The organism is Candidatus Zixiibacteriota bacterium (assembly GCA_014728145.1).
Taxonomy (GTDB): domain Bacteria; phylum Zixibacteria; class MSB-5A5; order JAABVY01; family JAABVY01; genus WJMC01.
Genome location: WJMC01000218.1, coordinates 1 through 8,484, shown reverse-complemented (window position 1 = coordinate 8,484; position 8,484 = coordinate 1). Strand labels below are relative to the sequence as shown.

The 8,484-nt window shown below is 48.4% G+C and carries 6 protein-coding genes and 1 tRNA gene; all 7 read left to right on the top strand.

The features are described 5' to 3' along the window. Positions 1-844 precede the first annotated feature (844 nt). The 7 genes from GF404_12490 to GF404_12460 all read left to right on the top strand — a co-directional run bounded on the left by GF404_12490 (position 845) and on the right by GF404_12460 (position 8,245). On the top strand, positions 845-1,549 hold the full coding sequence (locus tag GF404_12490; GenBank protein ID MBD3382999.1) for a L,D-transpeptidase family protein: 705 nt from the start codon (positions 845-847) through the stop codon (positions 1,547-1,549). A gap of 140 nt (positions 1,550-1,689) precedes the next feature. Continuing rightward, positions 1,690-2,367, top strand: coding sequence for a hypothetical protein (locus tag GF404_12485; GenBank protein ID MBD3382998.1), 678 nt, complete (start codon positions 1,690-1,692; stop codon positions 2,365-2,367). Next, positions 2,333-4,939 (top strand): alanine--tRNA ligase, encoded by a 2,607-nt coding sequence (alaS, locus tag GF404_12480; GenBank protein MBD3382997.1) that lies wholly within the window; start codon positions 2,333-2,335, stop codon positions 4,937-4,939. The genes GF404_12485 and alaS overlap by 35 nt, the downstream gene beginning before the upstream one ends. Before the next feature lie 210 nt (positions 4,940-5,149). Next, the gene (locus GF404_12475) at positions 5,150-5,707 is read left to right on the top strand and encodes an SIS domain-containing protein (protein MBD3382996.1); all 558 of its coding nucleotides are present in this window, start codon (positions 5,150-5,152) and stop codon (positions 5,705-5,707) included. 101 nt (positions 5,708-5,808) lie between these two features. Next, a complete protein-coding gene (locus tag GF404_12470; GenBank protein ID MBD3382995.1) occupies positions 5,809-7,353 on the top strand; it encodes an NAD(P)H-hydrate dehydratase in 1,545 nt (514 codons plus the stop codon). A 560-nt stretch (positions 7,354-7,913) separates the two neighbouring features. Continuing rightward, positions 7,914-8,180: a hypothetical protein gene (locus tag GF404_12465; protein ID MBD3382994.1), complete on the top strand. Its 267-nt coding sequence runs from the start codon at positions 7,914-7,916 to the stop codon at positions 8,178-8,180. Next, a tRNA-Val gene (locus GF404_12460) sits at positions 8,171-8,245 on the top strand. The genes GF404_12465 and GF404_12460 overlap by 10 nt, the downstream gene beginning before the upstream one ends. Positions 8,246-8,484 lie beyond the last annotated feature (239 nt).

Below are 8,484 nucleotides of genomic sequence, written 5' to 3'. Positions count from 1 at the left end.
CTTCAGAAGTGGGTTTCTTTTCCGTCAGGTAAGATACCTGACGGCACATATTGATCGCGGCAGATTTGGGCATCTGCCGAGCACAGAATAGTAAAATCTCCAAAGCAAGATTTAACCTGCTGACTATTTCGGGAAGAGTACCAATATGTTCAGAACATTCAGACATGCACCAAATACAATCATTGAAGTACCGATATAATGATACCGAAGCCCATGCTTTGTATAAGATTCCTTCCAGTGCCTTGGATTCCAGATATTAAAATCAGCAGATTCCGGTTTTCTGTGTTTCATTGACAGAATTACTAAAACAATACCGGTAAAAATTAATAGAAGAGATAATATTAAAAGTATTCCCTTGAGGATATACATATTAATTAACCTCCTTCTCGTAAGACAAAGAGTATTCTCTTCAACTTTTCTATATACAAATATTATTATATTATGACATTTATGTCAAGAAATAATATCCTGATTCTCTATGCTTTGTCGACATTGTATTGAAAAAAGTTCATAGTCAATATATTTGATTTTGCTTTTTTCATTTACAGCTCATAAATTGATGACAATGGGTGGCTCATCCCCTTCAGGAGGGGGTTCTATTGCGTCAGGTAAGATACCTGACGGCACATATTGACCGCGGCAGATGTAGGCATCTGCCAGGTACGGAGAATTGTGAAAGTAGGTCAAAAGCCCTGCGCTTTTGACATTATCACGCGCAGCGTGATACCATTGATGATATCATGCTTCACATGATATCATCAGGCGCACAGGGCGCCTGACCTACATTGTGTCATATATGAAAACGATCATCTTAATATTCATCATCCTTTTCCCTGTTGTGTTAATGGCGCAGGGGAAATCGTTTAAGGAGCAGCAGAATCGGTATCCGAGGGTACGGCAGGCACGTGTCAATACTACCGAAATAATCGATTCGATATTGAAAAAGGCCGGATTCGATTCATGGCCGGAAGTGATCTTTTTACGGGCATTCAAATCCGAACGGGAACTCGAAATCTGGGGCGGTTCGGATATTTCCGACACTCTGAAACTGATCAGGACCTATCCTTTCACCGCCTACTGCGGTAAACTCGGTCCCAAACGCAGACAAGGCGACCTGCAGATTCCCGAAGGTGTCTACTACGTCGACCGTTTCAATCCGGCCAGCAGTTATCATCTGTCGCTGGGCACCAACTATCCCAACCGTTCCGACCGTATCCGCGCAACATCACCGGATCCCGGCGGCGATATTTTTATCCACGGCAACCGTGTCACAATCGGATGTATTCCTATCGGTGATGACCAAATCGAGGAACTTTATCTTCTGGCGGTCGAAGCTAAAAACTCCGGACAATCCGGAATCCCGGTGCATATTTTCCCTTGCCGCATGTATCAGGAAGACTGCATGAGGATATTAGATGACCGCTCTACAGATAACAACACCCTGCAATCGTTCTGGTCAGAAATCAAACCAATATATGAAGCCTTCGAAAATACTCCTATCCTCCCCGGTATAACCATCGATGATAACGGTGTGTATCATGTGAAGTAGGTACAAGTTGAATCTTAATAATTACCAATCATTGAATTTCCGAAGATCACTTAAAGATTGTATTAATAGCTTGCCATCCCATTTTGGATAATCGATATAAAATCATTTCGTCACGATACAATTTCACATATATTACCCGCATGCCTTATATATCCGCCCTGAAACCGGTCAGGTATCATAACGACCGCTACAACCTGTTCATAGGCAAAAAATTCTTTGCCACAGTACCGGCCTGGATAGTCGAACGCTATCAGCTCAAACATGGGCTGGACATACCCGCATCCGCCCTCGATGAGATCAAGGCTGAATCGGAAAGATTCCGGTGCGAGGAATCCGCTTACCGCCTCCTGACCAACCGTCCCCATTCGACCCTGGAACTCAAACAGAAGCTTTTTTTACGCAAATTTCCATCCGCCCTTATAGAAGAAGTGATCGAAAAATGCCGAAAAAGAGAATATCTGGATGATCGCGAGTTTGCCGAGGCTTTCGTGAAATCCCGAATCGCCTCCAAACCGCGGGGACGCAAACTCCTGCTGGCGGAGCTTTCAAAAAAAGGGGTTTCGCGCAGACTGGCCGACGAGGTGGTCGAGAAGGCTTTAGCTGAAACCGATGAGTCGGAACTGGCGTTAAAGCTACTGTATAAAAAGAGCTCTCGCTTCGATCCGCAAAAAGCGGTTGACATGACCGACAAAATATACAACTTTCTTTCGAACCGCGGGTTCACATACGACGCGATCAAATCCGCGCTCGACAGGTTTGTAACCGATAGCGAAAAAGAGGAAGATGGCCCAGATGAAAAGCACAGAGATCAGATCTAAATTCATAGATTATTTCAAATGCCATGATCACCAGGAAGTCCCCTCGTCGTCGTTGATACCCCATGAGGACCCGACTTTGCTGTTTGCCAATGCCGGTATGAATCAGTTCAAGAAGGTCTTTCTGGGCGAGGAGACTCTGCCCTACTCACGGGCGACATCGTCGCAGAAATGTATCCGCGCCGGGGGCAAACATAACGATCTCGAAAACGTGGGCGAAACCGCCCGTCATCACACCTTCTTCGAAATGCTGGGCAACTTCTCATTCGGCGATTATTTCAAGGAAGAGGCGATCTATTTTTGCTGGGAATTCATGACCAAAGAAATCGGTCTCCCGAAAGACAAACTCTGGGCAACTGTTTACCTCGATGATGACGAGGCATTTAATCTCTGGAAAAAGATCGCGCCCGAACTCGGTGACCGAATCCTGCGTTTCGATGAGAAGGAAAATTACTGGAGTATGGGCGATACCGGTCCCTGCGGACCCTGTGCGGAAATCCATATAGACCGCGGTGAAAAATTTGATTACGGCGGTCCCCCCTCGACCGTCAATGGCGAGGGCGACCGGTTCATAGAGCTCTGGAACCTGGTATTCATGCAGTTCAACCGCGACGCCCTGGGAAAGGTTACACCATTGCCGAAGCCATCGGTCGATACCGGGGGCGGCCTGGAACGCTTTGCCTGTATCCTGCAAAACGGCGAGACCAATTACGAGACTGATCTGTTCATGCCGATCATTCAGGAGATTGAAGAGCTCTCCCGCAAAAAATACGAGATCGGCCCGGGAGGTTTGTCTCACCGCGTGATCGCCGATCATATTCGCGCGCTGACTTTCGCTTTCTCAGACGGCGCGGTTCCCTCCAATGAGAAACGCGGATATGTTCTGCGCAGAATTCTCAGGCGGGCGGCCCGTCATGGCCGGCTTCTGGATTTGAGACAACCGTTTCTCTACAAACTGGCTGGAAGTGTAGTGTCCAATATGTCATCAGCCTACCCCGAACTAAAACAGAACCTCGAGCATGTCTCCGGGATCATCAAGGCCGAGGAGGAGCGTTTCGGCGAAACCCTCGATACCGGCCTCGAGCTGTTTGAACAGGTGGTCGAAAAGGTCAAATCAGCCGGTGGCGCCAGGATCCCCAGCGAGGAGGCATTCAAACTCTACGACACTTACGGATTTCCATTCGACCTGACCCAGGTGATGGCCCGCGAACGTGAGATGACTGTCGATGAGGCCGGGTTCGAAAAAGAACTGGCCCGCCAGAAACAGCAGAGCAAAGATGACTATAAATCCAAAGGGATCACCTTCGGGGGACGCACTTTCGATCTCGATATCAAAACTGATTTTACCGGTTATGACGACAATATCAGGCTCGAGACTGAACTTGTCAAAGTGCTCCCTCTCGACAAAAATGATCTGCAGGTGGCGATCCTGAAGCAGACGCCATTTTATGCTGAATCGGGAGGCCAGATCGGCGACACCGGCAGGATACTTTATAATGGTAATGAATTCGCGGTCGAGGACACCAAAAAAGAAGGTGATACCGTTCTGCATATCGGCAAAAATATAAAAGGGGATCTTGAAAGTGCGGTCGGCAAACGAGTCAATGCCGAAGTTGATATCACACGCCAGAAATCTACCCAGCGCAATCATACGGCAACGCATATCCTGCATGCGGCCCTGCGCCATGTGCTCGGCGAACATGTCCGTCAGGCCGGTTCCCTGGTCGCGCCCGACCGTCTACGATTTGACTTCACCCACTACAAGGCAGTCGAGGAAGGCGAACTCAAACAGATCGAGGATTTCGTCAACCGGGTAGTACTGCAGAATCATCCAGTCAAGTGGCAGAACACCGATTTCGACAGCGCTAAATCAGCCGGTGCAATGGCGCTTTTCGGCGAAAAGTATGGTGAAGAAGTTCGTATGGTGACAATCGAGGATATCTCATGCGAACTCTGTGGCGGAACCCATGTTCAGGCCACCGGCGAAATCGGACCGTTCGTGATAATTTCCGAATCGGCAATCGCGGCCGGTATGAGACGAATCGAGGCGGCTACCGGTGATTTCGCGTTGAGCTACCTCAAGCGCAAAAAAGAGACCGTCGAGACTGCCGCCAGGTTATTGAAAGTGCCCTCCGAGGAACTGGTCGAACGCTTGATATCGTTAACCGAGTCGGAGAAGAAGCTGGCACGTGAGCTTTCGAACATCAAAAAGAAGCAGGAGATCGAATCGGCCAAAGGCAAACTCAAATCATCCGGGGATATAGTTAACGGGGTGGTATTGATCACGGATAAGGTGTTTGGCCGCGACGCCGCCCTGACCTATACCGATCAGCTAAAAAAAGCGGATAAACCGACAATTGTCGGTCTCCTGAATAACAAGAATTATTTTTTGGCCGCCTCTCCCCAGGCTATTGAAAAAGGTGTCGACGCGCGCAAGGCGATCAATCATGTAAATGAAGTCTTCTCTGGTCGTGGCGGAGGCAAACCGCATTTTTGTCAGGGAGGAACCAAAGGAGATATCGATACAGAGAGCTTCAAGAAAGCTTTGATGGATTTTATTGAAGAAAATTCGTAATTGGCACAATGCGTATGGACGAGGAGATTGTCATTGCGAGAAACGAGTCGACGAAGCAATCTCATGCGTTAAGATCGGTGCGCTTCGTTCGCGATAACAACTCCGCCGTTTCTGTCTTCGCGAAAAGCGAAACGAAGAAAATGAATTCGAACGATACTGAAAGCGAGATGTAAATTGAGCGACGAATTTAAGGAAATAGTCTATGAGGCGATGGCCGAACGCGAGAAGATGCTTCGCGCCGGCAAAAACACCTACCCTGACGCGATCCTTGAAGTAGCGGTCGAGTTGACTATCGCGATCGGCAAAAAACGCAAGATCCTGATCTGCGGGAACGGCGGATCGGCGGCCGACAGCCAGCATTTCGCGGCCGAGATGGTGGTACGCCTGACCTCGAAACTGGAACGCAAAGCATTGCCAGCAATCGCTTTGACGACAGACAGCTCGATTCTGACCGCCTGCGGTAATGACTACGGGTTCGAACATATCTTTTCCCGCCAGGTCGACGGACTCGGCCGCAAAGGCGATATACTCCTGGCTATCTCTACCTCGGGCAATTCACCGAATATCCTTAAAGCGATCGAAACCGCCGCCGAAAAAAATATGATTATTGTCGGACTGTTTGGTAACGATGGCGGTGCGGCCAAGGAGAGTTGCGACCACACGATCATCGTCTCCTCCAAAAACGTGATGCGCATCCAGGAGGAGCACACATTTATCCTGCACACCTTAGTAGAGATTGTCGAACGTATGCTGATCGAAGAGGCTTGAGTACTAATTTAGCCTGCGCCCCACAGCCAAAAGCATCTTAAATTCCAATCTGTTATTAGAATGGTTTGACATCAGGTATTAAACATTATATCCTTGATGCGATGAAAATAGTTACCGCTAAACAGATGCAGGCCATCGATAAGATCACGATCGAAGAACATGGTATCGACGGCCTCACATTGATGGAAAATGCCGGCCTGGGTATTGCCGAAGCGATCGTGCAGTATATTGAAGGCGAGCTGGAGGATTTCAAGGTCGCGATCCTGTGCGGGAAAGGCAACAACGGCGGTGATGGTTTCGTGGTCGGTCGTTACCTGTCCGAATGGGGATCTGAAGTTATCTTTTATCTTTTGGGAGAAAAATCAGATCTCAAGGGTGATGCCAAAACCAATCTCGAACGGGCCGAAGAGCTCGAGCTTGCGGTTGAAGAGGTCAGCTCCGTTGATGATCTCGAAATCGATGATGACACTGACCTGATAATCGACGCGATCTTCGGCACCGGGTTTCATGGTGATATCAGGAGCCCGATCGATGAGATAGTCGATTTCATCAGCGAACTGGACATCCCGATCGTGTCCGTCGACTGCCCCAGCGGCCTGAACAGCTCAACCGGTGAGCTGTCATCAAGTTCAGTCAGCGCGGAATTCACGGCCACTCTGGCGTTGCCCAAGATCGGCCAGCTGGTCTATCCCGGTAAGCAGAATGTCGGTCACCTGGAGGTAATCGATATCGGCATCCCCGACGAAGTTATCGAATCTGAGGACCTCCGGCTGAACCTGATCGATGCTGAATACCTGACCATCAACCTGCCGTTTCATCCCCCCGACGGCCATAAAGGCAGTCGCGGTAAGCTGTTTATAATCGCCGGCTCGGAGGGTATGACCGGTGCCGCCTGTATGACCGCAAGTTCCGCGACACGCTCCGGGATCGGACTCTGTTACCTGGGGTTGCCGAAAAGTATCAATGATATCTGCGAAATCAAGTTGACCGAAACGATTACCCGTCCCCTGCCGGAAGTGGGAAAAAAGCGATGTCTGGCGTTGCGTGGACTGGGTGAATTCGGTCAGTACATGGATGATGCTGATGCCTGCGCGCTGGGTCCCGGAATCGGCACCCATCATGAGACCTGCGAACTGGTCAAACGGCTGATGAAAAAAATCAATATTCCGACGGTTATCGATGCCGACGGTTTGAACTGCTTCGAGGGCGATGTCAATCCGCTGATAGAAGCAGTTTTTCCCTGCGTGATTACCCCTCATCCGGGCGAACTGTCAAGATTGATCGAAATTCCGACTGCAGAAATTGCCTCGGACCGAATGAGATATGCCCGGGAGGCGGCCGAAAAACTGGGAAAAATCGTTTTACTCAAAGGTGCACCGACCTATATTGCCGATCCCGATGGCAATATCTACCTCAATCCAACCGGCAACATCGGTATGGCCACTGGTGGTTCGGGTGATGTCCTGACCGGGATTATCGCCGCACTTCTGACCCAGGGACTGGACCCGCTCGAGGCGGCCTGTTGCGGGGCGTATCTTCATGGTATGGCCGGTGATCTGGCCCGCGCCGATCTTGGATCGATCGGTATGACACCTGCCGATATGATCGATTTTCTACCCGAAGCTTTCCTGATGTTTCGCGATTGAACCCGGATTCAGTTAAAAACCCTCCCGCAATTCGATTTTTGTGCAACCTGACGATCTCGTAAGTCTATGCTGTTCATAATAGTAAATTCATACTAAAAAAATTATGATTTATTTTGAAATATTCTGAAACTTTTGCCCCGATTTTGCATTTAATTAAGTGAACGCGATGAGAAAGAGATGATGATGAGAACGATAATAAAATTAGTTAAATACATAAAAAGCTTGATAATACCTCCCAATCCGGTTCCTGCGCCGGTCTACAAAAAGCAGGATCAGGCGTATCCCTCCTGATAGATAGCAGTCCATTGCGGGTGTGTGGTCAAGGAGAAGTCTCCCAGACTTCTCCTTCTTTTTTGCCTTCATGAATAATCAATAGTAATATCAATTATGTGTTCGTTGTTGTAACATGGATATATTCACGAACTATGCTCGCGGTTGATTGTAAAACTCCCGAAACCTGATAGAAATTATTGACTTGACATTTTTAAACGATCCGGTAAATTCCGTAGACTATGGCGAAAAAGAAGTACAAGATCAAAACCAAAAAACAGGCCCGGGCGATGGCCGACGATCAGAAACGGCCTGCTCCGCGTCCACGCAAGCGCGTAAAATCCGATTTTCCGTTTGAGCGCAATAACTACCTGTTATTCGCTGTCGGACTGGTGACGATCCTGGTTGGATTTATCGCCCTTATATTGGGTGACATCACGCTCGCCCCGATACTTTTGGTTGTTGGTTACTGCGTAATAATTCCGGTCGCGATACTCTATTCCGGGAAGAAGAAAGAAGATACGAAACCGCCTGTCGAAGCTTCTGCGGGCGATTAGCTCAGTTGGTTTAGAGCGCCTGCCTTACAAGCAGGAGGTCACTGGTTCGAATCCAGTATCGCCCATATAGATTCCGGCAAAAACAAGCATTTGCTGTTCAGGAATTTATCTCTTTAACCGATAGGTAAGCAGACTTAATAAAGAAACAGGAAAAGTTCAGCTTTTTGGATAAATTAGCTATTGACAAAACCTTAATTGGGTATAAATTAGGGTTGCTTGTTGGTACTGCTCTTTGATATATAGCTTTTAGTTCAGGCCTTCAGGGGCTTGGATGATAAATTAGCCGGGGTTGTAGTTCAGTTTG